The sequence below is a fragment of the Streptomyces achromogenes genome, assembly GCF_030816715.1.
In the GTDB taxonomy this organism is placed as follows: Bacteria; Actinomycetota; Actinomycetes; order Streptomycetales; family Streptomycetaceae; genus Streptomyces; species Streptomyces achromogenes_A.
Map to the genome: position 1 here is coordinate 4,759,584 of NZ_JAUSYH010000001.1, position 25,105 is coordinate 4,784,688.

Genomic DNA, 25,105 nt, shown 5'->3' on the forward strand with positions numbered 1-25,105 from the left:
AGTTCCGTGCGGTATGCGGCGGTGCGTACCCCGTAGGTGTCGTACCCGTAGTACCTGAGAGCTACGTCGCAAGACAGCTCCCGGGTGGGACGCGAACGACACGGCTCGATCCGTAACTTCCAAGCCAGCAAGGCCCGATGACCGGGCACATGGCGGGGGAGGGACGGGATGGCCGAGCTACGTGCGGGCGGACGGCGCCGAGAGGACCGGGAGGGGTCGACGGCCCGGCGCGGTGTGACGGCACCGGGCCGAGCGTCGGCCTCGGGCGGGGTGGCGGCCTCGGGCGGAGCGGCGGCGACGGGTGGAGCGGCGGCGCTCGGTGGAGCGGCCCGGGGGCGGCGCTGGGTCCGTGTCCTGCTGGCGGTTCTCGTCACCGCAGCCGTGGTCGTCCCCCTCACCGCGGCCGCGGCCCGGCCGCGGATCCCGGCCCCCGCCCCCGCCGCCCTCCCCGCGGTGACGGCGGCGACGCTGGAGCGGACCTACGCCGCCCACCGGGCCAACGCCGCGCTGGCGTCCCGGATGGCGGCCGCCCACGGCGACCGTCACCGTGCGGCCGCCGAGCGGGCGCTGGCCGCCCCGTCCCGCAGACTGCTCTCCTTCGACGGCCGCGGACTCGGCCGGGCGGTCGAGGTGTTCGGGGACCTCGCGCACGCCGACCGCGTCGCCGTCCTGGTGCCGGGTTCCGACACCTCCCTGGACACCTACGAGCGCTTCCACGCCCAGGCGGCCGCCCTGCACGACCGGCTCAGCCGGCAGGCCGGGCAGGCCGGGCAGGCAGGTCGGCCCGGGTCCGGGTCGGGCGAGCGGACGGCGGTGGTGGCCTGGCTCGGGTACACGACCCCCGGCACGATCAGCACCACCGTGCTCACTCCGGCCCGCGCCGAGGAGGCGGCCCCCGGCCTCCTCGCGTTCCTGACCGGGCTGGCCGCCGTCACCGGCCCGGACGCCCGCGTCACCCTTCTGTGTCACTCGTACGGCACGGTCGTGTGCGGCCGCGCCGCCTCCCGCCTGGACGTGAGCGACCTCGTGCTGCTCGGCAGCCCCGGCACGGGCGCGGCCTCGGCAGCGGACCTGCACACCCGGGCGCGGATCTGGGCGGCCCGCGGCGGCGACGACTGGGTGGCGGACGTCCCACACGTCAGCGCCGACCTCTTCGGCACGACCGTCGGCTTCGGCACCGACCCGCTGTCCCCGTCGTTCGGAGCCCGTGTCTTCGCGGCCGGGCCGGGCGGCCACAGCGACTACTTCAGACCGGGCTCGGTCTCGCTGGCCAACATCGCCCGGATCGTCCTCGGCGCGACCTCGGAGGTGACCCGTGCCTGACACCCAGGATGGGCGGCGACCCCGGTCGGCACTGCGGCGGGCCGCCGCCCGCATCGACGACGCGACGCCCGCGCGGCGCGACCGGGCCGTGGACGCGCTGCGGGCCCTCGCCATCCTCGGTGTCGTCCTCGGCCACTGGCTGGTCACGGCGCTCGTCGCCGACGGCGGCTCCCTGCGCGCCGCCAGCCCGCTGGCCGCCATGCCGTGGCTGGCCCCGGTGTCGTGGACGTTCCAGACGCTCGCCGTGTTCTTCATGGTGGGCGGCCATGTGGCGACGAGGAGCCTCGCCTCGGCACGGGCCCGGGGGGTGAGCTACGGCGCGTGGCTGAGGGCCCGTCTGGGCCGCCTGTTCGTCCCGGTCACCGCGATGCTCGCGGTGTGGACGGTGGCGGCGGCCGGCCTCCTGCTGGGCGGTGCGTCCTTCGTCACCGTGCACACCGTGGTCAAGCTGGCGCTGTCGCCGCTGTGGTTCCTGCTGGTGTTCGCCATGCTGACGGCGGCGACCCCGCTGGTGACGCGGCTGAACCCGCTGTGGCCACTGGCGGTCGTCCTCCACGTGGATGTGGTGCGCTTCGGCCTGGGCGGCCCGGCGTGGCTCGGCTGGGTGAACCTGGCCGCGGGCTGGCTGGTGCCGTACTCCCTGGGCGCGGCGTGGACCCGGGGTGAGCTGGAGCGCCCCCGTGCGGGCTGGACGCTGCTCGTCGGCGGGGCGGTGGCCGCGGCGGTGCTCGTGCGCTGGGCCGGCTATCCGGCGTCGATGGTGGGCGTGCCCGGCGCGGCGGTCTCCAACCTCAACCCGCCGACCCTGGCCGCCGTCGCCTTCGGCCTCGCCCAGTGCGGGCTCGCCCTGCTGCTGCGCGACCGGCTGCGCCGGGCCATGCGGCGGCCCCTGGCCTGGGCGGCGGTGGCGCTGGTCAACCTCTCGGCGATGACGGTGTTCCTCTGGCACCAGACGGCCATGATGGCGACGACCGCGACCGCCCTGACGGCGGGCCGGCTGCCCGGCCTGCACACGGTTCCCGACGGGCTGGACTGGGTCGCGGCCCGCCTGTTGTGGCTGCCGGTCTTCGGTCTGGCGCTGGTGGTGTGCCGGGCGGCCTTCCACGGGCTGGAGCAAGGGACCCGCCGTTCCCGGGGCCGCCGTTCCCGTGGCCGCCGTTCCACGGTGGTACGCGTCCACCACCGCTCCCACCGCTCCCACCGGCCGGAGCCGAAGGCGGCCCGCAGTGCCTAGGGTTGGGCCCGTGAACGGCAAGGGGAGCAACAGGGCACCGGCCGGCGCCGACCGTCGTGCCGCCTCGCCGTCGGCGCGTGGGCACCGCTTTCGGCGGCTGCGACTGCCGGGGATCGTGGTGGTGTGCTGGTGCGCACTCGGCATCGCCCTGGCCGCCACGGGAGACCAGATGGGCCGCTACGGCCTGGGCTCGGAGCTGAGCGTGCTGCTCGGGTTCGCGCAGGGCGCGGCCGTCGTCCTCGCCCTGTGGCGGCCGGGGCCCGCGTGGGCGCTGTCCCTGGCAGGCTTGATCGTCGCCGCGGTGGCCGACCGGCCCGCCCTGGTGGGTCACCCGCTGCCCGGTCCGGCCTGGCCGTGGAGCACCGCCCAAGTCCTCGCGCACGCCGCGGTGTTCTTCTTCCTGGCGCTGCGCGTACGGACCCGGGTGTCCGTCGCGGCCCTGGCCGCCACCGCGCTGACCACCTGGGTGATCCAGGGGCTGGTCGGCGGGGGCACCTATACCTCCACCGGTTTCACGGCCGTCGCGATCTTCGCGGCCGCCGTCCTCGTCGGCATCGCCTTCCGCGGTCTCGGCGAGGCCCGCACCCAGCTCGTCGAACAGGAGACGATCACCGCCGAGGAACGCGCCCGCCGCACCCTCCTCGAGGAGCGCAGCCGGATCGCCCGCGAGCTGCACGACGTGGTCGCCCACCACATGTCGGTGATCTCCATTCAGGCCCAGGTCGCCCCGCTCCTGGTGGAGAACCCGTCCGAGGAGCTCAGGGAGAACCTCGCCGGCATCCGGCAGAACGCCCTGGAGGCGCTCACCGAACTGCGCAGGGTGCTCGGCGTGCTGCGCTCGGAGAACCCCGAGGACCCCTACGGCCTCGGCGCGTCCGGCGCCGGCGCCGCCCCGGACACCCCGCAGCCCACCCTCGACCGTCTCGACGCGCTCCTGGAGAACACGCGCGCGGCCGGGCTGGACGTGACCGCCGCCGTCACGGGGGAGGCGCCCGCCTACCCGCCGGGCGTGCAACTGTCGGCGTACCGGATCGTGCAGGAGGCGCTCAGCAACGCGCTGCGGCACGCGCCGGGCTCCCACGTGCGGGTGTCGGTCACCCACGACGTCCGGGGCCTGTACCTGGAAGTGGTCAACTCCCGGCCCCGGGCTCCCGTAAGGCCCTCACCCGGCGCGGGCCACGGCCTGCTCGGGATGCGGGAACGGGCGGCGATGCTCGGCGGTCATGTCACCGCGCATCCCACCCTGCACGGCGGTTTCGCGGTGCTGGCGTACCTGCCGACGGAGGCCGCGGCGACACGCCTCGGCGACCTCGCCGAGCTCGGCACTCCGGAGGGCCTCGAACTCACCTTTCCCGGCGACGAGCCCCACGGGCACGAGGAGCCCCACGGGCACGAGGAGCCCCACGGGCACGAGGGGCACGAAAGCGGCCGTCGGGACTTCCCGGCCGCCCCAGAATCGCGGGCTGCCCCGGACACCCCGGCTGCCCGGGGCGCCCCGGACTTCCCGGACGCGGCGGACGCCCCCGGCGGCTTCGGCGGGCCGGACGGCCGGGGCGCTCCGCCCCCGACACGAGAAGGAAACCGATGACGACCGGCGGCACCATCCGCGTACTGATCGCCGACGACCAGCAGATGGTCCGGCAGGGCTTCACCGTGCTGCTCGACGCGCACCCGGGGATCGAGGTGGTCGGGCAGGCGGTGAACGGCTTCGACGCCGTGGCCAAGGTCGCCGAACTCGGGCCGGACGTCGTCCTGATGGACATCCGGATGCCCGATCTCGGCGGCATCGACGCGACGCACCGCATCACCCTGGAGCACCCGCACATCAAGGTGCTGGTGCTCACCACCTTCGACCTCGACGAGTACGTGTACGACGCGCTGCGGGCCGGCGCGTCCGGGTTCCTGCTGAAGGACGCCTCCGCCGACCAACTGGCCGAGGCGGTCCGGGTGGTGGCGGCCGGCGACGCCCTCCTCGCCCCGGTCATCACCCGCAAGCTGATCGCCGAGTTCTCCCGCCTCGACGACAGACCGCGGGCTCCCCTGAAGGAGCGGATCGGTGATCTCACGGAGCGCGAGACGGAGGTGCTCGCCCTCATCGCGCAGGGCCTGTCGAACGCCGAGATCGCACAGCATCTCGTCGTCGCCGAGCAGACCGTGAAGACGCACGTGGGCCGCATCCTGGTGAAACTGGGGCTGCGCGACCGCACCCAGGCGGCCGTGTTCGCGTACGAGTCGGGGCTGGTCAGGCCGTCCGGGTACTGAGGTCACCCCGGCCGTCCCGGGCCCCTGGCAGCGGACTCCCGGATCCGTAGTACTTGAGAGGGATCCGCCGGAACCCCTCTCACTGGTGACGACCGGGCCCCCTCGGTGCGCCTACCGTTTTCCTCGTGACCGAGACGACGCAGACGCACACCCCGCCCCCCGGCGACCCGGACGACTCCTTCGAGGCCTACCGGCCGCGCAGCCCGGAGTTCCGGGCGGCGATGGACGCCCTGCGCGGCCTGCGGCGGGACCTGTTCCACGACGCCTTCGCCTACCGCCCGCTGCACCGCAAGGAGAAGGCCGGCCGGCTCGCCCGCAACTGGAAGGGCCGCAAGCACGAGTACGCGGCCTGGTCGCGGCACACGGTGGTCGCGGCGGGCGGCGCGCTGTCCGCCCTGATCGCCTTCACGGACGGCGGCGGCGGACTGCTGGGATTCCTGACCGGCCTGGTCGTCCTGGCGCCGGTGCTGATGACGCTGGTACGGCCGGTCGGCGCGTTCTGGCTGTCGCTGGCCTCGACCTCGGCGGTCGCCCTGCTCGGCACGACGTACGGGAACTGGCCGTGGCTGCCCGGCAGCTACGTCTCCCACCTGCTGGTCCTCACGGTCGTGGCGATACGCACCCGGCCGCGCACGGCGGCTTGGATGTGGCTGCTCACGGCGGTCTACGGCTTCGTCGCCGAGACCCTCTTCGGCTGGGGCCACTACGTCACGAACACCGCGTCCATGCTGGTCTTCTCCGCGATCCTGCTGCTCGCCGTCACCGTGTGGCACATCCGCCGGCAGGCCGAGCAGGAGGTCACGGCCCAGCAGACGGTGACCGCGCACGAGCGCTCCCGGCGCACCCTCCTGGAGGAGCGGACCACGATCGCCCGTGAGCTGCACGACGTGGTCGCCCACCACATGTCGGTGGTCGCCATCCAGGCGGAGGCCGCACCCTACCGGGTGGAGAACCCGCCGCCGGAGCTGGAGAAGGCCTTCGTCACCATCCGGGAGAACGCGGTGGCCGCGCTCACCGAGCTGCGCCGGGTGCTGGGCGTGGTCCGCGCCGAGGACTACGACGTCCCGGACGCCCCGCAGCCCACGCTCGCCGAGCTGGACGCGCTCCTCGCCAACGTGCGAGAGGCCGGCCTGGAGGTGGAGAAGGCGGTCACGGGGGCGGTGCGCGAGCTGCCGCAGGGGGTGGAGCTGTCGGCCTACCGGATCGTCCAGGAGGCGCTGAGCAACACGCTCCGCCACGCGCCCGGCGCGAGAGCCCGGGTGGAGGTCGGGTACGTTCTGGGCGGGCTGGGCCTGCGGATCGTCAACGGCGCTCCGCCCAACCCGACCCTGATCAAGCCGTCACCCGGCGCCGGCCACGGCATCACGGGCATGCGGGAGCGGGTCACGATGCTGAACGGCGAGATGACGGCCGAGGCGACGCCCGAGGGAGGCTACGAGGTGACGGTGTTCCTGCCGGTGCCGGCGTCCACGGAGTCCGCCGCGCCTTCTTCGGGCGAGGATGGGGCATGACGATCCGGGTTCTGATCGCCGACGACCAGATGATGGTCCGCGAGGGCTTCTCGGTCCTGCTGAACGCGATGCCGGACATCGAGGTGGTGGGCGAGGCGGTGAACGGCCGGGAGGCGGTGCACCGGGTCCGCGAGCTGGCGCCCGACGTGGTCCTGATGGACATTCGCATGCCGGAGCTGAACGGCATCGAGGCGACGCGGGAGATCGTCGCGGCGGACGGCACGGCGAAGGTCCTCGTCCTGACCACCTTCGACCTGGACGAGTACGTCTACCAGGCGCTGCGCGCGGGAGCCTCCGGCTTCCTCCTGAAGGACGCCTCGGCCCGCCAGCTGGCGGACGGCGTGCGGGTGGTGGCGGCCGGCGAGGCGCTTCTCGCCCCGTCCGTCACCAAGCGTCTGATCACGGAGTTCTCCAAGCTCTCGGACACCCCAGGGTCGGTCCGCGCGGCCGTCCAGACGTCCTACGGCGACCTGACCGAACGGGAGACGGAGGTTCTGGTGCTCATCGCCCAGGGCCTGTCGAACTCGGAGATCGCCGAGCGGCTGGTGGTGGCGGAGTCGACCATCAAGACGCACGTGAGCAGAATCCTGGTGAAGCTGGGCCTGCGGGACCGCACCCAGGCGGCGGTGTTCGCGTACGAGGCGAGACTGGTGACACCGGGCTAGCCGCCCCTCCGGCCCCCGCCCGTCGCGACCTCCCTCATCGTCGGTCTTCTCCCGGCCGGTGGGCGTACGGCCAGGACCCCCTGGTCAGGACGCCGGTCCACGGGCTAGCGTCCGTCCATGGCAGCAGCTGACGACCTCTCGTTCGACCCCTGGGACCCCGCTTTCGTGGCGGACCCGTACCCGGCCTACGCCGAGCTGCGGGAGCGCGGGCGGGTGATCTACTACGAGCCGACCGGTCAGTGGCTCGTGCCGGGGCACGCGGACGTGTCGGCCCTGTTGCGGGAGCGGCGGCTGGGGCGCACCTACCAGCACCGGTTCACGCACGAGGAGTTCGGGCGGACCGCGCCGCCCGCCGAGCAGGAGCCGTTCCACACGCTGAACGACCACGGGATGCTCGACCTGGAACCGCCGGACCACACCCGGATCCGGCGGCTGGTGTCGAAGGCGTTCACCCCGCGCACGGTGGAGCGGCTGAAGCCGTACGTGCACAGGCTGGCCGGCGAGCTGGTGGACGGGCTGGTGCGGGCGGGCGGCGGCGATCTGCTGAGCGACGTCGCCGAGCCGCTGCCGGTGGCCGTGATCGCGGAGATGCTGGGTATCCCGGAGGCGGACCGCGGGCCGCTGCGGCCCTGGTCGGCGGACATCTGCGGGATGTACGAGCTGAACCCGTCGCAGGAGACCGCGGCGAGGGCCGTGCGGGCCTCCGTCGAGTTCACCGCCTATCTGCGCGAGCTGATCGCCGAGCGGCGCAAGGAGCCGGGGGACGATCTCATCTCCGGGCTGATCGCGGCGCACGACGAGGGAGACCGGCTCACCGAGCAGGAGATGATCTCGACGGCGGTGCTGCTGCTGAACGCCGGTCACGAGGCGACCGTCAACGCCACCGTCAACGGGTGGTGGGCGCTGTTCCGCAACCCGGAGCAGCTGGCCGCGCTGCGCGCCGACCACTCGCTGGTGCCGTCCGCCGTCGAGGAGCTGATGCGGTACGACACGCCGCTGCAGCTGTTCGAGCGGTGGGTGCTGGACGACATCGAGATCGCCGGGGTCACCGTGCCGCGGGGGGCCGAGATCGCGATGCTCTTCGGGTCGGCGAACCACGATCCCACGGTGTTCGCCGAGCCCGAACGGCTGGACCTCACCCGGGTCGACAACCCGCACATCTCCTTCAGCGCGGGCATCCACTACTGCATCGGCGCGCCGCTGGCCCGCATCGAGCTCGCCGCGTCGATGACGGCCCTGCTGGAACGGGCCCCGACGCTGGCGCCGGCGGCGGAGCCGCGTCGCAAGCCGAACTTCGTCATCCGGGGTCTGGAGGGCCTACCGGTCACCCTCTGACCTGCCGCGCGGCGTACGCCCGCGACGCCGCTCGCGCCGGTCCTGCCGGTCGTGCAGCAGGCCGGCGACCGCCGTGTGAGCGAGGACCGGCAGGGCGGCTCCCGCGAGGAACACCAGCGGGAGCTCGGTGAACAGCACGCCGAGATCCATGCCCTGCTGCTCGAAGCCGTTGCCCAGGTGGATGCGCGTGCGGTCGGAGGAGAGCCACAGGAAGACGGCCGTCAGCGCGCTCGCCACCGAGATCACGCATCCACCGCACCCCACCGCCCGTCGCCCCATGCCCAGGGAGACGCCCCGGGCCCCCGTCCGGTTCGCCGCCGGCCACCGCCACCGCCCCGGTCACCGCCACCGCGCCGCGGCCACGGCCAAAGCCACGGACCCGCAACCGCCCCGGTCACTGCCCCGGCCGGGTCACCGGCGCCGCACCCCCGCCCCCGCGCCGGTCCCCGCGACCTGGGCGGACGGTCACGTCGTCATGTCCCGCCGCCGCAGTCCCGCCAGGCCGACGGCGGACAGGACGAGGGCCGACAGCAGCAGGACCAGCACCGGCCCCCACGCCATCTCGCCGCCGGGCAGCTTCGGCAGGTGGGTGAAGGGCGAGACGTCCAGGACCGCCGACGGTGCGTCCAGAGCGGGGCCGATCCAGCCGAGGAGGAGGATCGCGGCGGCCACGCCCCAGCCGGCCGGGGCCAGCCGCGGAGCCCATCCGTACAGGACGAGTGTCAGGGCGCCGACCGCCCACACCGCGGGCAGCTGCACCAGGCAGGCGCCCAGGACCGGGAGGGTCTGCCTGCCGTAGCCCGCGGCGAAGCCGAGGCCGGCCAGCAGCATGATGAGGGCCGCGCCGCCGAAGGCGATCGCCAGGTGCCCGGCCGCCCAGCGCAGCCGTCCCACCGCGTTCGCCAGCACGGGTTCCGCGCGGCCCGACGTCTCCTCGCCGTGCAGCCGGAGCACGGACGCGACGACGAAGAGGGACGCGATCAGCCCGAGCATGCCGATCATCGAGGCGAGGAACGCGTCCGTCAGCCCGGACCGCCCGCCCATCCGCTCGATGATCTCGCGGGCCTTGTCGTTGTCGCCGACCAGGCCGGCCGCGCCCTCGGTCAGGCCGCCGTAGACGACGCCGGCGAGGAGGAAGCCGGCGCTCCAGCCCAGCACCCCGCCCCACTGCAGCCGCCAGGCCAGGGCGAAGGCGCTGCCGAGCCGTCCGGTGGGGGGCCCGGGGAGCGTCGGCAGGAAACCCATGCCGACGTCCCGGCGCCCGGCCAGGCCGTAGGCCAGCGCGCCCTGGGCGAGGATCGCCGCCGCGAAGAGCCCCAGCACCCACCATCGTTCGTCCGCGAACGCCCGCAGGTTCTCCAGCCAGCCGAGCGGTGAGAGCCAGGTCAGCGGTGACGAACCGTCGGTCCTGGCCGAGTCGCCCGCCGCCCGCAGGACGAAGGCCGCGCCGAGGGCCGCCGCCGTCAGCCCGCGCGCCAGCCGTGCGCTCTGCGTGAGCTGGGCGACGACCGCCGCCGTCGTCGCGAACAGCATGCCCGCCCCGGCCAGTCCGAGGCCGAACGCGGCGGCGCCCGCCGCCCCTTGGCCCGCGAGCCCCGCGGTGACCAGCAGACCGAGGGCGGCGTTGGCGACGGCCGCCGCGAGCAGGGCCGCCGTGAGGGAGGCGCGCCGTCCGACCATGCCGGAGGCGATCAGCTCCTGACGGCCGCTCTCCTCCTCGTCGCGGGTGTGCCGGACCACGACCAGCAGGCTCGTCACCGCGGCCAGGGCGGCCGCGAACACACCGACCCGCCAGGCCGTCAGCGCGCCGAGCGAGTCGTCGAAGACGGGGCCGATCAGGGCACGGAAAGAGGAGTTGGCGTCCATCTGCCGCAGCAGGCCGGCCCGGGCGGCCGGGGTGTCGTACAGGCCCTCGAGGCTGGTGGGCATGGACAGCACCATCAGGGTGTTCACGGCGACCCAGACCGGGATCAGCAACCGGTCGCGGCGGAGCGCGAAACGCAGCAGCGGGACGGTGCCGGTGAGTGGGGTGAGCCGGGGTGCGGCGAGGACCGTCACCGTGCCGTCTCCTGGTAGTGCCGCAGGAACAGTTCCTCCAGCGTCGGCGGCGTCGACGTCAGCGACCGCACGCCGGACGCGGTCAACGACCGCAGCACGGCGTCGAGTCGGTCGGTGTCGACCTGGAGGCGGACCCGTCCGCCCCGCACCTCCAGGCCGTGCACGCCCGGCAGGTGCGCCAGCCCGTCGGGGGCGCCGGCGAGTTCGGCGGTCACGCTGGTGCGGGTCAGATGGCGCAGGTCGGCCAGCGAGCCGGTCTCCACCGTGCGGCCCTTGCGGATGATGCTGACGCGGTCGCACAGTTCCTCGACCTCGCTGAGGATGTGGGAGGACAGCAGGATCGTCCGGCCCCGGTCGCGTTCCTCCGTCACGCAGCGCTGGAAGACCTCCTCCATCAGGGGGTCCAGGCCGGACGTCGGTTCGTCGAGGATGAGGAGGTCGACGTCCGAGGCGAACGCGGCGACCAGGGCGACCTTCTGGCGGTTGCCCTTCGAGTAGGTGCGGCCCTTCTTGGTGGGGTCCAGTTCGAAGCGGTCGATCAGCTCGGCGCGGCGGGCCGCGTCGAGGCCGCCGCCGCGCAGCCGTCCGTACAGGTCGATGACCTCGCCACCGGAGAGGTTGCGCCACAGGGTCACGTCGCCGGGCACGTAGGCGATGCGCCGGTGCGCCTCGACCGCGTCCTTCCACGGGTCGCGGCCGAGGATCCGCGCGGCGCCCGAGTCGGCGCGCAGCAGGCCCAGCAGGACGCGGATGGCGGTGGACTTGCCGGCGCCGTTGGGTCCGAGGAAGCCGTGCACCTCCCCGGTCTCGACCTCCAGGTCGAGCCCGTCGAGCGCGTGGGTGCGGCCGAAGGACTTGTGCAGTCCGGACACCGTGATGGCCTTCGTCATGGCGCCGAAAGTACGCGAAGTTCAGAAATTTGTGAAGTTAAGGAAATGCGTGAACCGTCGATAGGGTGGGGGCATGACCGAAACAGATGCGGACGGGCGGGACGAGGGGGCCGTTTCCCGGTTCGTCGAGTCCTTCGCCGCGCAACTCGTCGAGGCCGGGATGCAGCGCATGCCCGCCCGGGTCTTCGCCGCGCTCCTCTCCTCCGACGAGGGCGCGATGACCTCCGCGGAACTCGCCGGACAGCTCCGGATCAGTCCCGCCGCCGTCTCCGGCGCGGTGCGCTACCTGGCCCAGCAGCACATGGTCTCCCGTGAGCGCGAGCCCGGTTCCCGGCGCGAGCGCTACCGCGTGCACAGCAACCAGTGGTACGAGGCGCTGACCAACCGCGAGGCCGTGCTGAAGCGGTGGGAGGGGGCGCTGCGCGAGGGCGTCGAGAGCCTCGGCGGCGACACCGCCGCGGGACGCCGGATGTCCGAGACCCTCGCCTTCTTCGAGTTCGTCGACACCGAGATCGCCGCCATGATGGAACGCTGGCGACAGCACCGCGACCAGGTCTTCGGGGACGGCTAGTGCCGTGACCGGCAAGGGTCGGCAAGGGCCGGCGAGCCGGTGAAGCCTTGCGATCACGGCGCCGGGACGCCCTGGTCCGGTGTCCCGGGACACGCGCCCGCCCCGGGATGCCCCGCCGCTCACCGCACCGGCAGCATCAGCCCCAGCGCTCCCTCCCGCACGGTCCACGTCCGCCGCCGTACCGGGCCGGCGACCGCGGCGTCCGCCCGGTAGCGGAAGTCGGCCCCCGAGACGGTCACCGTCCGGCCGTACGCCTGCAGCGGCGCCGCCTCCGCGCCCACCGACGACGGCCGCACCACCACCTCGGCCGACCCCGAGGCCCCGGGCGTCACCGACACCGCCTCCACCGGCTGGTCCAGGTCGACCAGGGTCGTCCCGTCCACCTCGACCCGCAGCCGGGCCGGGCCGGGCGGGAGCGGGGCGGCGACCGGCCGGGAGAGCCGGGAGGGCCGGACGGGGACGAGCGTGCGGACCAGCGACTGCAGCCAGGGCCGCCCCGCGGGGTCCGCCGACGGGACGCCGCCGCCGGCGGGCGGCGCGGGGATCCGCAGCATCCCCAGCACCACCCCGTCGCTGTCGTCGACCAGCAGGTCCAGCCGCCGCTCGGCCCCGTCCAGGACGGCCCGCGCCGCCGCGACCGGGCCCGTGGGCACGCCCAGGGCGTGCGCGACGGCCAGGGAGCCGCCCACCGGCACCACCGACAGCACGCATTCGGCCAGGGCCCGCTGCCGGTGCAGCAGGGCCACCGCCCGGGTCAGCGCGCGGTCGTCGCCGATGACCACCGGCCGCCGCGAGCCCCGCCGGGCCAGCGCCCGGGCGAATTCCTCCGGGTCCTCCGGCAGACACACCTTCGTGCTGGCCGCACCCGCGCTGAGCACGTCTTTCGCGATCCGCACGGACTCCCCGTCCGCGCGCCGGGCGACCGGATCGATGATCACCAGCAGCTGATCGGACGTCGCGAAAGTCGCCACCTCGGTCATGCCTCGCTTCCTCGGGTAGCATCTTTGTGCAAGAGCCCCTTGCGCTATTGCGCCAGGGGCTTCGTCTATTCCGGGGCATCCGGGTCCGACAACGGGCGACCAACGACGGTCGCGGCGCTCGCGGTGAACGCGGTGGAACGATCCATCGCGTACGCCTCCGACCTTGGACATGCCCCACCCGGAAGGGGTGTACGCGCGTGCCCGCACTTGTGCTGCTCGGTGCTCAGTGGGGTGACGAAGGCAAGGGAAAGGCCACCGACCTGCTCGGTGGCTCGGTGGATTACGTGGTGCGTTACCAGGGTGGCAACAACGCCGGCCACACGGTCGTCGTGGGCGACCAGAAGTACGCACTCCACCTGCTCCCTTCCGGAATCCTGTCTCCCGGCTGTACGCCGGTCATCGGTAACGGTGTCGTCGTCGACCCGTCGGTCCTGCTCTCCGAGCTGAGCGGTCTGAACGAGCGCGGCGTCGACACGTCGAAGCTGCTGATCAGCGGCAACGCGCACATCATCACTCCGTACAACGTGACTGTCGACAAGGTGACCGAACGCTTCCTCGGAAAGCGCAAGATCGGCACCACCGGGCGCGGGATCGGTCCGACTTATGCCGACAAGATCAACCGGGTCGGCATCCGGGTCCAGGACCTGTACGACGAGTCCATCCTGATGCAGAAGGTGGAGGCGGCGCTCGACGCCAAGAACCAGCTGCTGACCAAGCTGTACAACCGTCGTGCGATCGCCGTCGACCAGGTCGTCGAGGAACTGCTCGGCTACGCGGAGAAGCTCGCTCCGTACGTCACCGACACGGTCCTCGTCCTCAACCAGGCGCTGGAGAACGACAAGGTCGTCCTCTTCGAGGGCGGTCAGGGCACCCTCCTCGACATCGATCACGGCACGTACCCCTTCGTCACCTCGTCCAACCCGACCGCGGGCGGCGCCTGCACCGGCTCCGGCGTGGGCCCGACGAAGATCAGCCGGGTCATCGGCATCCTGAAGGCCTACACGACCCGTGTCGGCGCGGGCCCCTTCCCGACCGAGCTCCTCGACGAGGACGGCGAGGCGCTGCGCCGGATCGGCGGCGAGCGGGGCGTGACCACCGGCCGCGACCGCCGCTGCGGCTGGTTCGACGCGGTCATCGCCCGCTACGCGACCCGCGTGAACGGCCTGACGGACTTCTTCCTGACCAAGCTCGACGTCCTGACCGGCTGGGAGCAGATCCCGGTCTGCGTGGCGTACGAGATCGACGGCAAGCGCGTCGAGGAACTGCCGTACTCGCAGAGCGACTTCCACCACGCGAAGCCGATCTACGAGAACCTGCCCGGCTGGTCCGAGGACATCACGTCGGCGAAGTCGTTCTCCGACCTGCCGAAGAACGCCCAGGCGTACGTGAAGGCGCTGGAGGAGATGTCCGGCGCCCCGATCTCCGCGATCGGCGTGGGCCCGGGCCGGGACGAGACGATCGAGATCAACTCGTTCCTGTAGTCGCGGCGGCGATACGCGTCGGCTCGGGCCGGTCCTGGACTTCCTGGACCGGCCCGCAGTCGAATCGCCCTGGTGGCCTTTTCCCGGTGCTCTCGCTCAGGGCCAGCAAGGGAGAAATGCCGCATACGGGACTACTCTGAGGGTGACATCCGTGTGTGCCGACCAGAGGAAGGTGACGGCGATGCGCATGATGCTCAGGGCGTCCATGGACACCGAGAAGGCGAACGAGGCCATCCGGAACGGGACCCTCACGAAGCTGATCCAGGAGTCGGTGGAGCAGATCAAGCCCGAAGCGGCCTACTTCACCTCCGACCACGGCAAGCGCACGGCCTTTTTGGTCTTCGACATGCAGGACAGCTCGCAGATGCCCGTGCTCAGCGAGCCGTTCTTCCTGCACCTCGGGGCCGAGATCACCTACACCCCGGTGATGAACATGGAGGACGTGCAGAAGGGCCTGTCCCAGCTCGGACGCTGACCCGCGGTCAGTGGCGGAGGTGGCCGGCTCAACTGAAGACGATCATCGACCCCTGCGCCAGACTCCGCGTCGCCGCCGCGTGCAGCCCGAGCCAGACGTGCCGTTCGCGGGCGAAGGGGCTGGGGTCGTACGGGGCCGGCACAGCCGGCTCCTCCAACTCGGTTGGTCCGGCGGGCGGTTGGGGGGCCGCCGGGGGATTGGCCGGATCGATGCCGATGGACGGCGCCACGAACTCGAGTTCCCGCAGCAGCGACTGCGCGGAGCCCAGCGGGCCGCCGCCCGCGAGGAGTTCGTCGTTCGACAGAGGCTGCGGGAAGTCCACGGGGACGTACGCGCCCGCGTGGTCGTAGTGCCAGACCAGGTGGGACTGCTGGGCCGTCGCCTGGAACATCTCCAGCAGCTGCTCGTAGTCGCCGCCCAGCTCGTCCACCGGCGTCACCGGCAGCTGGCACACCTGGAGCAGGTAGGCACGGCGCAGGAAGTGCAGGGCGTCGTAGTCGAAGCCCGCGACCGGGGCGACCTCCCCGGACAGGCCCGGCATGTACTGGTACACCGGCACCGGCGGGAGTCCCGCCTCCGCCAGCACCTTGTTGTACTGGGCGAGTTCGTCCGCGAAGGGGTTGTCGGGGGTGTGGCACAACACGTCGACGAGCGGCACCAGCCACAGGTCACAGGCCAAAGAGAGCTCCTCACTCAGTGCGTTGACCGGTCAGGGAAGACTAGTCGGTGCGGCACGCGTCAGCTCCCCTCGTGCAGATCCCATACCCACACTCCGGCCACCCGCCTCCCCGGCCGGCCGACCAGTTCGTCCACCGTCTCACGCAGCCGGTCCGCGTGCCGCCGAGGGACCAGCACCAGCGCGCCCGCCCGCCAGTACGCGAAGTCCTCGCGGGCCTCGGCGCGGGCCCGGGCGTCGATCACCGGGATCACGCCGGTCTGGCGCACGTCGCGCAGCAGACTCGCCGTGAAGCGCAGCGGGACGCCGTAGACGCCGGTGCGGTCGCCGTCCCCGTAGGGGCCGTTGAAGTAGCCGCCGGGCATCCGGAAGCCGAGTCCGGACGCCGTCTGCCAGTGCAGGGCCTCGGCGTCCTCCGGTTCGGCGAGCGGCACCGGGACCAGCGTCTCGCCGGGCCGGACGTACGCCTTCCAGGCGCCGTCCGCGAAGAAGACGGGCGTCTCGGCGCGCGGCTCGGACCTCAGCGGCGCCGGCACGAGGGGGAGCAGGGCGACGCAGACGGCGAGCAGCCCGGCGTACTGGGTGCCGAGCCGGCGGGCGTGGGCCAGCCGGTCGACGGCCAGGGCGAGCAGCATGCCGAGCGGCGGGGCGCAGACCAGCGCGACCCGGCTCTCGATGACCGACTCGAAGAGCGGGAGGCCGGACAGCAGGGCCCAGGGGCCGGGCACGGTGACGCCGGTGAGGGGCACGGCGACGTGCGGGCCGAGGGACAGCACCGCCGCGGCCAGCGCCGTGCCGGCCAGCGCCTTGACCGCGGGCCGTCGCCACAGCAGCGCGGTGATCGCGAACGCGAGCAGGACCAGCGGCCAGCCGTAGAAGGCGTTCTGCTCGGTGGGGTTGAGGGAGAGCGCGCCGGCGCGTGCGGTGTCGCCCGCGATCAGCGAACGCCCGGCGAACGAGACCAGCGCGCGCAGCGAGTTGGCGACCCCGGGCGCGGAGCCGTGGTCGATGCTCGTGTAGCTCTGCGGCCCGGAGAACTGCCAGGCCAGCGGATAGAGGACGAGCGGCAGGCAGACGGCCGCGGCGATCGCGAGACCGTTCAGCAGCGGGCGGGCCGCCGCGCGCGCCACACCGGGGCGCGCGGCGCCGTAGGCCACGGCGAACAGGAGCATGCCCAGGGCGGCGAGCAGCAGGGACTCCTGGCCGAGGAAGAACTGGTAGGCCGCCATCAGGCCGAGGACGACCGCGTCGCGGGTGGTCCGCTGCCCGGTCGTCAGCCGCAGGGCGCGCTCGATGATCGGCGGGATCATGAAGAGCACGACGAAGTTCGGGTGGGCGTTGGCGTGGCCGACCATCGGCGGGGCGAACGCGGCCAGCGCGGCTCCGGTGAAGGCGGCCGCCCGCTGTGTCACGAGCCGTCGCACGATCAGCCGGTACCAGGCGACGGCGGTGGCGGCCAGACCGAGCGTCATCACCAGGCTGAGCGCGACGGCGGGTCCGAACAGCAGGGTCACGGGTGTGAGCGGCACCGACAGGCCCGGCATCGCCGTGTTGGCCATCAGGTTCACGCCGCCGGGGAAGCCCTGGAGGTCGGTGAACAGGGGGTTGCGCAGGTGGGCGACGTTGTCGGCGGTCACCGCGAAGAACCACTCCCACTGGTTCTGGTCCTGGAGGGAGTCGGTGAGATAGCGCTGCGCCGGGTCGAGGAAGCGGCCGGAGAAGAGGGTGACCGAAAGCGCGAGGAAGAGGACGGCGGCCAGGACGTCCGCGGGTCTCGGCACGGGCAGGCGCAGCCGGACGAGGTCGCGCAGGAAGCGGAGGTAGTCCGCCGGGCGGACCTTCGAGCCGGGCTGGTGGGACCAGTGCACGGGCACCTCGGCGACCGGCCAGTGCGCCTGCCGGAAGTGGCGCAGCACCTCCACGTCGATGGCCCAGCCGTCGAGGCGGGAGGCGGCGAAGGCGGTACGGGCCTTGTCGCCGTCGAAGAGCTTGAACCCGCACTGGGTGTCGTGCGTCCCGGGCAGCGTCGTCCGGCGTATGAGCAGGTTGCCGGCGGCGCCGAGGAGTTCGCGCAGCCGGTGCTGACGGCTGCCGAGGGTGGCGCCGGGGACGGCCCGTGAGCCGATCGCCGCCGCGTGCCCGTCGGCGAGCGCCCGCTCCAGGCGCGCCAGCTCCTCGACGGGGGTGGCGAGGTCGGCGTCCGTGACCAGCACCCGGCGGCCCCGGCTGGCGGCGACGCCGAGGCGCAGGGCGTGGCCCTTGCCCCGGCGGCCGGTGCCGGAGCCGGTGACGAGCCGGACGCGCGGGTCGCGGCGGACGGTGACGAGTTCGCGGGTGGCGTCGGTGGAACCGTCGTCGGCGACCACGATCTCCCAGCTGCCCCGGTGGCTCCCGGGGGCGTCCAGGTGGCGGCTGACCGCGTCCAGGGTGGGGCCGAGTCGTCGTTCCTCGTTGTAGGCGGGGACGACGACGGACAGCTCGACGGCGGGGGCGGCCGACGGCGCGGTGGGGGCGTGCACGGCAGGGGCGTCCGCCCGGCTCATCCCGCGGCCAGCCGCTCGATCAGGGTGATGGACTCGTCGTTGTACGCGGCGAGCATCCTGCGGGCGGTGGCGGTGTCGCGGCGGTACAGGGCGTCGACGAGTTCGGTGTGGCCGGACCACAGGAAGCCGCGCAGATCGCTCAGTCGGCGCAGGTGCTGCACCGTGCACACCCAGGACTGCACGCGCAGCCGGTGCAGGAAGTCGGCGAGATAGGGGTTGCCGAAGAAGGCGCTCAGCTCGCGCCAGAAGCGCAGGTCGTAGCCGATGAGGACGGTGAGGTCGCCGGCGGCCGCGGCCCGTCCCGCCTCCTCGCCGCGCCGGCGCACCCCGGCGATGGCGGCCGCGGTCCGCGGGTCCTCGAAGTCCCGCTGGTCCTGGCGGCCTCCCTCGAGGGCGATGAACATGCCCTCGATGATCAGGTTGCGCGCCTCGATCATGCCGCGGTAGTCCTCGACGGAGTACTCGTGGACCCGGAAGCCCCGGTGCTGGTCGGCGTCGAGGAGGCCCTGGGCCGAGAGGTCGACGAGGGCCTCGCGGACCGGGGTCGCGGAGACGCCGTACTGCTCGGCGATCTCCTTCACCGTGAACTCCTGCCCGGGCTGCAACCGTCCCGCCAGCACCTCGTCGCGAAGCGCGTCGGCGATCTGCTGGCGCAGGGTGCTGCGCGTCACGGCGCCGTTGCCGGTGCTGCCGGGCATGGTCGAGGCGTCTCCTCGTCGGGTGCGGAAAAGTGGCGTGCTCGTCGTTATGTACGAGCACGCCAGCTTACGCGTTCGACGAAATCAAGCCCCCTTCGAGGGAATCCCGCCGGAATCCCGCCGGTGTCGCCCGGAATCCCGCCGGTGTCGCCCGGAATCCCGCCGGTGTCCCGCCGGAATGCGTCGGGGGGAATCCGCGGGATTGCGGGGAAGCGGCCCCGGGGCGGGTCGCCGGCCGGGCTCCTACTCGGTGAACTCGTCGGCCGCCGAGAGCGCTGTGTCGAGGGCCGCGAGGCCTTCCTTGACCTCCGACTCGGAGACGTTGAGCGGCGGCACGAAATGCGTGCGGTTCATGTTCACGAACGGCCACACGCCGGCCTTCCTGGCCGCCGCGCCGAACGCGGCCATGGCCGCGTTGGCCTCGCCGGCCGCGTTGTACGGCACCAGCGGTTCGCGGGTCTCGCGGTTCTTCACCAGTTCGACCGCCCAGAACATGCCGACCCCGCGCACCTCGCCGACGCTCGGGTGGCGCTCGGCCAGTGCCCGCAGCCCCGGCTCGACGAGGGAGGCGCCGAGGCGCTTCGCGTTCTCGACGACGCCCTCCTCCGCCATGACCTCGATCGTCGCGACGGCGGCCGCGCAGGCCAGCGGGTGCCCCGAGTACGTCAGACCGCCCGGGTAGGGCCGCTTGCCGAAGGTCTCCGCCACGGCGCCGGAGATGGCCACGCCGCCGAGCGGCACGTATCCGGAGTTCACGCCCTTGGCGAAGGTCATCAGGTCGGGCACGACGCCGGACAGGTCGGCGGCGAACCACTCGCCGGTGCGCCCGAACCCGGCCATGACCTCGTCGAGGATGAAGACGATCCCGTGCCGGTCGCAGATCTCGCGGACGCCCGCGAGGTAGCCGGGCGGCGGGACCATGATGCCGGCGGTGCCGGGGATCGTCTCGAGGATGATCGCGGCGATGGTCGCCGGCCCCTCGAAGGCGATCGTCGTCTCGAGGTGCTCGAGGGCGCGTGCGGTCTCCTGCTCCTCGGTCTCGGCGTAGAAGCGGGAGCGGTAGAGGAAGGGCGCCCAGAAGTGCACGACGCCGGCCGTCGCGGTGTCGGAGGCCCAGCGGCGCGGGTCGCCGGTGAGGTTCACTGCCTGCTGGGTGCCGCCGTGGTAGGAGCGGTAGGCGGAGAGCACCTTGGCGCGTCCGGTGTGCAGCCGGGCCATGCGCACGGCGTGCTCGACGGCGTCCGCCCCGCCGTTGGTGAAGAAGATCTTGTCCAGGTCGCCGGGGGTCCGCTCGGCGATCAGCCGGGCCGCCTCGGAGCGGGCCTCGACCGCGAAGGCGGGCGCGAAGGTGGTCAGGCGTGCGGCCTGCTCCTGTATCGCGGCGACGACCTTCGGGTGCTGGTAGCCGATGTTCGTGTAGACGAGTCCGCTGGTGAGGTCGAGGTACCGGTTGCCGTCGTAGTCCCAGAAGTACGACCCCTCGGCGCCGGCCACGGCGAGCGGGTCGATGAGCTCCTGGGCGGACCAGGAGTGGAAGACGTGCGCGCGGTCGGCGGCCTTGACGGCGGCGCCGGCCCGGGGGTCGGTCTGAGGGGTCATGCAGTGAGCGTAAATGTCCGCGATGCGGAAGCGGTATCGGCGTCCTGTTCCGTGGGCGGGGCGATTCCGCGACAGGTTGTCGGGCGTGGGGGAGGGGTGACGGCGGAGGGCGGGCGGCGGAGGGAGGTGACGGAGGGCGGGCGGCGGAGGGCGGGCGGCGGAGGGAGTGACGGAGGGTGGACGGCAGAGGGAGGGGCGAAGGGCGGGTGAGGAGACAGGCCGACAGAGGTTGACAGCTTGCTGTCGAAATGACAGGCTGCTGTCATGAACCTCGAGGACGGTCGAGGTCCGAGGCCTCAGGAGGAGCCATGAGCGGCAAGCCCGTGCATCTCGCCGTGTACGACACGTTCGCCGACTGGGAGACGGGGTTCGCGACGGCGTACCTCGCGCGGGGCGGCCACCGGATCCGGACGGTCGGCGCGTCCACGGCGGCGCCGGTGGCCAGCATCGGCGGCCTGCGGGTCCAGCCCGACCTGGCGCTGGACGACGTGCGGCCCGAGGACAGCTCCCTGCTGATCCTCCCGGGCGCCGACCTCTGGGACACCACCGACGACCTCGCGCCCTTCGCCCGCAAGGCGCGGGAGTTCCTCGCCGCCGGCACCCCCGTCGCCGCGATCTGCGGGGCCACCGCCGGGCTCGCCCGCGAGGGCCTGCTCGACGAGCGCGACCACACGAGCGCGGTCTCCTTCTATCTGGCCGCCACCGGCTACCGCGGCGGCCACCGGTACACCGAGGCGGACGCGGTGACGGACGGCGCGCTGGTCACCGCCGGCCCGACCGAGCCGGTCGCCTTCGCCCGCGAGATCCTGCGCCTCCTCGGCGTGTACGAGGGCGAGGTGCTGGACGCCTGGTACCGGCTGTTCCACGACTCCGACCCGCAGGCCTACGCCGTCCTGGAGAACGCGACGGCCGGCCGGTGAGCGCGCGGCGCCAGGAACTGCTGAGCCGCAGCGCCCTAGGGGTCTTCCGGCTCAACGGCCAGTTCCTCGCCGTCGCGGAGGAACTGGCCGGCCCGTCCGGCCTCTCCGCCGCCCGGTGGCAGGTGCTCGGCGCGGTCCTCGGCGAACCGCTGCCGGTGTCCGGCATCGCCCGCGCCATGGGCATCACCCGGCAGAGCGTGCAGCGGATCGCCGACCTGCTGGTCGAGCACGGGCTCGCCGAATACCTGCCCAACCCCGCCCACCGGCGCGCCAAGCTGCTCGCCCCCACCGAGTCGGGACGGGCCGCGGTCGCCCGCATCGACCCCGGGCACGCGGCCTTCGCCGACCGCCTGGCGCGGGCGTACGGAGAGGCGGAGCTCGCCGAGGCCGTACACGTCCTGGAACGCCTGTCCAAGGTGCTGGACGCACTGGAGCAGCCCGTTACGCAACCGTAGACATCGGGCCGCACAACTCCCCGAACGGCCGGATTATTCTCGGCTGGATTGCACATGTCCCGATCACACATGTGCGGGAAAGGCGGCGCTGCGATGGAGAAGCTGGGCCAGGGGGACCCGCAGCGCATCGGCGGATACCGGCTGCTCGCGCGGCTGGGCGCGGGCGGCATGGGCCAGGTGTACCTCGCCCGCTCCGACCGCGGGCGGACGGTCGCCGTGAAGCTGGTGCGGCCGGAGCTGGCGGCGCGCGAGGAGTTCCGGGCGCGGTTCCGGCAGGAGGTGCGCAACGCGCAGCGGGTCGGCGGGTTCTGGACCGCGCCCGTCCTCGACGCCGACACCGAGGCCGCCGTTCCCTGGGTCGCCACCGGCTATGTCGCCGGGCCGAGCCTCCAGCAGGTCGTGGGCCACGACCACGGTCCGCTGCCCGAACGGTCGGTGCGCATCCTCGCCGCCGGCCTCGCGCACGCCCTCACCAACATCCACGCCGCCGGCATCGTCCACCGCGACCTCAAGCCGTCCAACGTGATGGTCACCATCGAGGGGCCGCGCGTCATCGACTTCGGCGTCGCGCGGGCGCTGGAGAGCGTGAGCGGCGACAGCCGGCTGACCCAGACCGGCGCGGTGATCGGCTCGCCCGGCTTCATGGCCCCCGAACAACTGCGGGGCGCCCCGGTCACGCCCGCCAGCGACGTCTTCTGCCTCGGCTCGGTCATCACCTACGCCGCCACCGGCGCCCTGCCGTTCGGCTCCGCCGACAGCGGCGTGCCCGCCCTGATGTTCCGCATCGCGGAGAACGAACCCGACCTCGCGGGCGTCCCCGAGGGCATCGCCGACCTGGTCCGCGGCTGTCTGCGCAAGGACCCGGGGGCCCGCCCCTCCCTCGACCGCGTCCTGGAACTCACCGGCGTCGACGACACCGTCTCCGACGGCCGCTCCCGCGACCCCTGGCTGCCCGGCGCCCTGGTCGCCCAGCTCGGCCGGCACGCCGTGCGGCTGCTGGAGGTGGAGGACCCGGAGGGCACGGACGCCTCGGCGGGCACCGCCCGGTGGAGCCCCACCGCTCCGTTCCAGGCCGTTCCGCAGCATTCCGGGCCGCGCGGCGAGGCGCACGCGCCGGACCACCGGCCCACGCTGGTCGCGGGTCCCGGCGGAGTGCCGCAGCAGCAGTCGCATCCGGCCGGTGCGGGCCCCGCCCCGGCCCACCCGGCGTACGGCTACCCACCCCGGCAACCGCAGCAGGCGCCCTCCGCCCCCGGATACGGCCACCACCCGACGCCGGGCGTGCCCGCCCCCTACAACCCGTACGCGGCGGACGCCGGCGGGCCCGGCGGCCCGTCCGTCCCGTACACCCCCTACGGCCCCTACGGGACGGACGAACCCGCGGGCCCGCAGGACCCGCCGGGCCGCAGCCGCCGTACGACGGTCCTGCTCGTCCTGGTCGCCCTGGTGGTCGCGATCGCCGCCGGCGGCTCGGTGTACGCGTTCATGAACGGCGACGACGACGGCGTCGCGGGCCCGTCGCCCAGCCCCTCGGCCTCCCGAACGGCGGGTTCCTCCTCGCCGGAGCCCGACCCGTCGTCGTCCCCCTCCGCGTCCGCTTCCGCGTCCCCGTCGCAGAAGGGGGAGGTCCCGGCGGCCTACCTCGGCGACTGGACCGCCACGATCAAGAACGACACCGGCACCAACAAGCGCCGGCTGACCATCACGCAGGGCGAGGTGGGGGACACGGTGCTCGCCCTCGCCGCGGACGGCGACTCCTACCACTGCGAGTTCAGCGCCACCCTCGCCGGACGGCCCGGCGGCGACGGCCCGCTGCGGATCGGCCCGTCCAAGGTCACCGCGGGCGAACCCCTCTCCTCCTGCACCCCCGGCGCGGCCTCGGAGGTCACCCTCCTCCCCGACGGCAGCCTCCAACGCGTCAACACCGGCACCGGGGAGAAGCTGACGTACACCCGCGACTGAAAACCGCCGCCGGGTCAGCGGGGCTCCGGCGGGCGTTGGCGGGGCATGTTCGGCCGGGCGTTCGCTCCCGGCGGCGAGGGGAACCTGCCCGGGCCGCCACCGGCGTCCACCCGTCCGCCGACGGCGACCGCCGTCTGGATGCCCAGGGGCGCGGGACCGGTGCGGAAATCGACCATCCAGTCGGCCGTCTCCGTGCGCACCAGGTCGGCGACGTCCTCGGAGAACCGGCGCAGCACCGCCAGGCACCGCTCGGCGGCCTCGCTCGCCGTGCCCTCGGCCGGCCCCAGCACCTCCCGGACGCTCTCCGAGGCCCAGTCGAACTGCAGCACCTGCAGCCTGCGCTGCACGGCCTGCGCGGTGGCCACGTCCCGCATCCAGCCCGAGGTCACCCCGAAGAACCGGTCCACCGCCAGGCACGCCACCGCCAGCAGCAGCGCCAGATACCCCCACGGGGCCACGCCGCCCATCACCCGGGTCAGGTCCAGCAGCGGCAGCGCGGCCCCGCACACCGCCCCGGCGGCCGCGCCGGTGCGCAGGGCCCGTGCGCCCCGCCGCTTCCACACCCGGTCGGCGAGGTACCAGGCGGCCGTCTCCAGCGCTCCCCGCTCCACCCACCGGTACAGTTCCTCCAGCCGTTCGGCGGGCTCGCCCCAGTCCCCCAGGGGGAACGCCCGTCCGGTCAGGTCGCCCGGCCGCAGCCCGGCCGCGCCGCCCTCGCCCCGCCCGTCCTGAGGCGGTCCTTCGGGCTGCATCTCCGGCTGCTGAGCCACCCGCACTCCCTCCCGATCCCGACTGATCCGACCGATCCGGCCGCTCACGTTGCGTGACGCCCGCGACGTGTGTGATGCCCGGTGCTGATGCGCCGGACCTTTCCTACCTCCCAATGGGTGGCGAAGAGGAAGGTTTCGTCTCTTTTACGCCTGGAAGTAGGCCTTGATCAGGTATACGACTCCCGCACAACTCACTCGAAAGAGTGCTGGGGCGACACCCGCACAGACCACGTAGGCTCGTGCCGAGCGGCAAGAAACCGTTCGAAGACGCGCCCGACAGTCGTAGAACACAGGAGTTGACCGTGATTCCCGGTGGTGGCCAGCCCAACATGCAGCAGCTGCTCCAGCAGGCCCAGAAGATGCAGCAGGACCTCGCCCGCGCCCAGGAGGAGCTGGCGAACACGGAGGTCGACGGGCAGGCGGGCGGTGGACTGGTGAAGGCCACGGTGACCGGCTCCGGCGAGCTGCGCGGGCTGAAGATCGACCCGAAGGCGGTCGACCCGGAGGACACCGAGACCCTCGCCGACCTGATCGTCGCGGCCGTCCAGGCGGCCAACGAGAACGCGCAGACCCTGCAGCAGCAGAAGCTCGGCCCGCTGGCCCAGGGCCTGGGCGGCGGCAGCGGCATTCCGGGTCTGCCTTTCTAGGGCCGGTCCGCCTTACGCGGCGGGGCCTCGGCCGACTACGGTACGTACCG

The 25,105-nt window shown here is 73.3% G+C and carries 23 protein-coding genes; 14 read left to right on the forward strand and 9 right to left on the reverse strand.

Annotation, left to right across the window (positions count from 1 at the left end; translation table 11 throughout):
• Positions 1–168: 168 nt before the first annotated feature.
• The 7 genes from QF032_RS21420 (at position 169) to QF032_RS21450 (ending at position 8,330) form a co-directional block, all read left to right on the forward strand.
• Positions 169–1,323, forward strand: a complete 1,155-nt coding sequence (locus QF032_RS21420) for an alpha/beta hydrolase (RefSeq protein ID WP_307044824.1) — start codon at positions 169–171, stop codon at positions 1,321–1,323.
• Entirely contained in the window at positions 1,316–2,557 is a 1,242-nt protein-coding gene (locus tag QF032_RS21425; RefSeq protein ID WP_307044825.1) for an acyltransferase family protein, read from the forward strand. Before QF032_RS21420 ends, QF032_RS21425 begins: the two co-directional genes overlap by 8 nt.
• A 10-nt stretch (positions 2,558–2,567) precedes the next feature.
• Positions 2,568–4,145, forward strand: a complete 1,578-nt coding sequence (locus tag QF032_RS21430; RefSeq protein ID WP_307044827.1) for a sensor histidine kinase — start codon at positions 2,568–2,570, stop codon at positions 4,143–4,145.
• Positions 4,142–4,819, forward strand: a complete 678-nt coding sequence (locus tag QF032_RS21435; RefSeq protein WP_307044830.1) for a response regulator — start codon at positions 4,142–4,144, stop codon at positions 4,817–4,819. The genes QF032_RS21430 and QF032_RS21435 overlap by 4 nt, the downstream gene beginning before the upstream one ends.
• A 125-nt stretch (positions 4,820–4,944) precedes the next feature.
• Positions 4,945–6,330 carry a sensor histidine kinase gene (locus tag QF032_RS21440; protein WP_307044832.1) on the forward strand — a complete coding sequence of 462 codons (1,386 nt, stop codon included), beginning with the start codon at positions 4,945–4,947 and terminating at the stop codon, positions 6,328–6,330.
• Entirely contained in the window at positions 6,327–6,995 is a 669-nt protein-coding gene (locus QF032_RS21445) for a response regulator (RefSeq protein ID WP_307044834.1), read from the forward strand. Before QF032_RS21440 ends, QF032_RS21445 begins: the two co-directional genes overlap by 4 nt.
• 117 nt (positions 6,996–7,112) lie before the next feature.
• Positions 7,113–8,330 carry a cytochrome P450 gene (locus QF032_RS21450; RefSeq protein ID WP_307044836.1) on the forward strand — a complete coding sequence of 406 codons (1,218 nt, stop codon included), beginning with the start codon at positions 7,113–7,115 and terminating at the stop codon, positions 8,328–8,330.
• Here QF032_RS21450 and QF032_RS21455 read toward each other — a convergent pair.
• The 3 genes from QF032_RS21455 to QF032_RS21465 all read right to left on the reverse strand — a co-directional run bounded on the left by QF032_RS21455 (position 8,313) and on the right by QF032_RS21465 (position 11,278).
• Positions 8,313–8,576 carry a hypothetical protein gene (locus QF032_RS21455; RefSeq protein ID WP_307044838.1) on the reverse strand — a complete coding sequence of 88 codons (264 nt, stop codon included), beginning with the start codon at positions 8,574–8,576 and terminating at the stop codon, positions 8,313–8,315. The genes QF032_RS21450 and QF032_RS21455 overlap by 18 nt on opposite strands.
• A 219-nt stretch (positions 8,577–8,795) precedes the next feature.
• Positions 8,796–10,388: an ABC transporter permease gene (locus QF032_RS21460; RefSeq protein WP_307044840.1), complete on the reverse strand. Its 1,593-nt coding sequence runs from the start codon at positions 10,386–10,388 to the stop codon at positions 8,796–8,798.
• Positions 10,385–11,278: an ABC transporter ATP-binding protein gene (locus QF032_RS21465; protein WP_307044842.1), complete on the reverse strand. Its 894-nt coding sequence runs from the start codon at positions 11,276–11,278 to the stop codon at positions 10,385–10,387. Before QF032_RS21465 ends, QF032_RS21460 begins: the two co-directional genes overlap by 4 nt.
• Before the next feature lie 73 nt (positions 11,279–11,351).
• Here QF032_RS21465 and QF032_RS21470 point away from each other — a divergent pair, with 73 nt between their 5' ends.
• Entirely contained in the window at positions 11,352–11,849 is a 498-nt protein-coding gene (locus tag QF032_RS21470) for a GbsR/MarR family transcriptional regulator (RefSeq protein ID WP_306950250.1), read from the forward strand.
• Between the two features lie 119 nt (positions 11,850–11,968).
• Here QF032_RS21470 and QF032_RS21475 read toward each other — a convergent pair whose 3' ends face one another.
• A complete protein-coding gene (locus QF032_RS21475) occupies positions 11,969–12,829 on the reverse strand; it encodes a diacylglycerol kinase family protein (RefSeq protein ID WP_307044844.1) in 861 nt (286 codons plus the stop codon).
• A 197-nt stretch (positions 12,830–13,026) separates the two neighbouring features.
• On the opposite strand from QF032_RS21475, the gene QF032_RS21480 reads away from it, so the two are divergent.
• Together QF032_RS21480 and QF032_RS21485 are read left to right on the forward strand one after the other, a co-directional pair.
• Positions 13,027–14,310, forward strand: a complete 1,284-nt coding sequence (locus QF032_RS21480; protein ID WP_306950248.1) for an adenylosuccinate synthase — start codon at positions 13,027–13,029, stop codon at positions 14,308–14,310.
• Between the two features lie 181 nt (positions 14,311–14,491).
• Positions 14,492–14,785, forward strand: coding sequence for a DUF3303 family protein (locus QF032_RS21485; RefSeq protein ID WP_306950247.1), 294 nt, complete (start codon positions 14,492–14,494; stop codon positions 14,783–14,785).
• Between the two features lie 28 nt (positions 14,786–14,813).
• Here QF032_RS21485 and QF032_RS21490 read toward each other — a convergent pair whose 3' ends face one another.
• The 4 genes from QF032_RS21490 to QF032_RS21505 all read right to left on the reverse strand — a co-directional run bounded on the left by QF032_RS21490 (position 14,814) and on the right by QF032_RS21505 (position 20,301).
• The gene (locus QF032_RS21490; protein ID WP_307057101.1) at positions 14,814–15,464 is read right to left on the reverse strand and encodes a hypothetical protein; all 651 of its coding nucleotides are present in this window, start codon (positions 15,462–15,464) and stop codon (positions 14,814–14,816) included.
• A 59-nt stretch (positions 15,465–15,523) separates the two neighbouring features.
• Entirely contained in the window at positions 15,524–18,004 is a 2,481-nt protein-coding gene (locus QF032_RS21495) for a glycosyltransferase (RefSeq protein ID WP_373430365.1), read from the reverse strand.
• Complete coding sequence (locus tag QF032_RS21500; RefSeq protein WP_307057105.1) at positions 18,001–18,702, reverse strand: GntR family transcriptional regulator; 702 nt, start codon at positions 18,700–18,702, stop codon at positions 18,001–18,003. The genes QF032_RS21495 and QF032_RS21500 overlap by 4 nt, the downstream gene beginning before the upstream one ends.
• A 243-nt stretch (positions 18,703–18,945) precedes the next feature.
• Complete coding sequence (locus QF032_RS21505; RefSeq protein WP_306950245.1) at positions 18,946–20,301, reverse strand: aspartate aminotransferase family protein; 1,356 nt, start codon at positions 20,299–20,301, stop codon at positions 18,946–18,948.
• A gap of 308 nt (positions 20,302–20,609) precedes the next feature.
• Between QF032_RS21505 and QF032_RS21510 the strand changes: the two genes are divergently transcribed.
• The 3 genes from QF032_RS21510 to QF032_RS21520 all read left to right on the forward strand — a co-directional run bounded on the left by QF032_RS21510 (position 20,610) and on the right by QF032_RS21520 (position 23,638).
• On the forward strand, positions 20,610–21,221 hold the full coding sequence (locus QF032_RS21510; protein ID WP_306950244.1) for a DJ-1/PfpI family protein: 612 nt from the start codon (positions 20,610–20,612) through the stop codon (positions 21,219–21,221).
• The gene (locus QF032_RS21515; RefSeq protein ID WP_307057107.1) at positions 21,218–21,676 is read left to right on the forward strand and encodes a MarR family winged helix-turn-helix transcriptional regulator; all 459 of its coding nucleotides are present in this window, start codon (positions 21,218–21,220) and stop codon (positions 21,674–21,676) included. Before QF032_RS21510 ends, QF032_RS21515 begins: the two co-directional genes overlap by 4 nt.
• Positions 21,677–21,769: 93 nt before the next feature.
• Complete coding sequence (locus QF032_RS21520; RefSeq protein WP_307057109.1) at positions 21,770–23,638, forward strand: serine/threonine-protein kinase; 1,869 nt, start codon at positions 21,770–21,772, stop codon at positions 23,636–23,638.
• 14 nt (positions 23,639–23,652) lie between these two features.
• Here QF032_RS21520 and QF032_RS21525 read toward each other — a convergent pair whose 3' ends face one another.
• Positions 23,653–24,390: an SLATT domain-containing protein gene (locus tag QF032_RS21525; protein WP_306956000.1), complete on the reverse strand. Its 738-nt coding sequence runs from the start codon at positions 24,388–24,390 to the stop codon at positions 23,653–23,655.
• A gap of 320 nt (positions 24,391–24,710) precedes the next feature.
• On the opposite strand from QF032_RS21525, the gene QF032_RS21530 reads away from it, so the two are divergent.
• The gene (locus QF032_RS21530) at positions 24,711–25,055 is read left to right on the forward strand and encodes a YbaB/EbfC family nucleoid-associated protein (RefSeq protein WP_306950241.1); all 345 of its coding nucleotides are present in this window, start codon (positions 24,711–24,713) and stop codon (positions 25,053–25,055) included.
• Positions 25,056–25,105: the final 50 nt, after the last annotated feature.